Annotated in this window: 1 protein-coding gene; it reads left to right on the top strand. The window is 61.0% G+C overall.

The genetic code is table 11. The features are described from left to right. Nucleotides 1-254 (top strand): CheR family methyltransferase (locus ACPYOG_RS20035; protein ID WP_481295855.1); only part of this gene is annotated, 254 nt, incomplete at both ends.

Raw genomic sequence — 254 nt, 5'->3', positions numbered from 1 at the left:
GTGATAGAGGATTATCGCGAAGCCAACGGTGCGCCGGACTACAGCATTCTCGCCACCGATCTTTCCACAGATGTCCTCAAGGCGGCCCGCAGGGGCGTCTATCCGATCGCGATGGTCGATCCGGTCGATCCGCAAAGGCGCGAACGCTATGTGATGGAGGCCCGCGACCCGCAACGCGGCGAAGTGCGCATCCATCCGACATTACGCGCAAGAATCGGCTTCGGCCGTCTCAACCTCATGGATCGGGCCTATGA

It is taken from the genome of Leifsonia sp. HAY1-4F (assembly GCF_056755275.1).
Note: the sequence above shows the minus strand (reverse complement) of the source record. Positions and strands in the feature narration are given on the sequence as shown.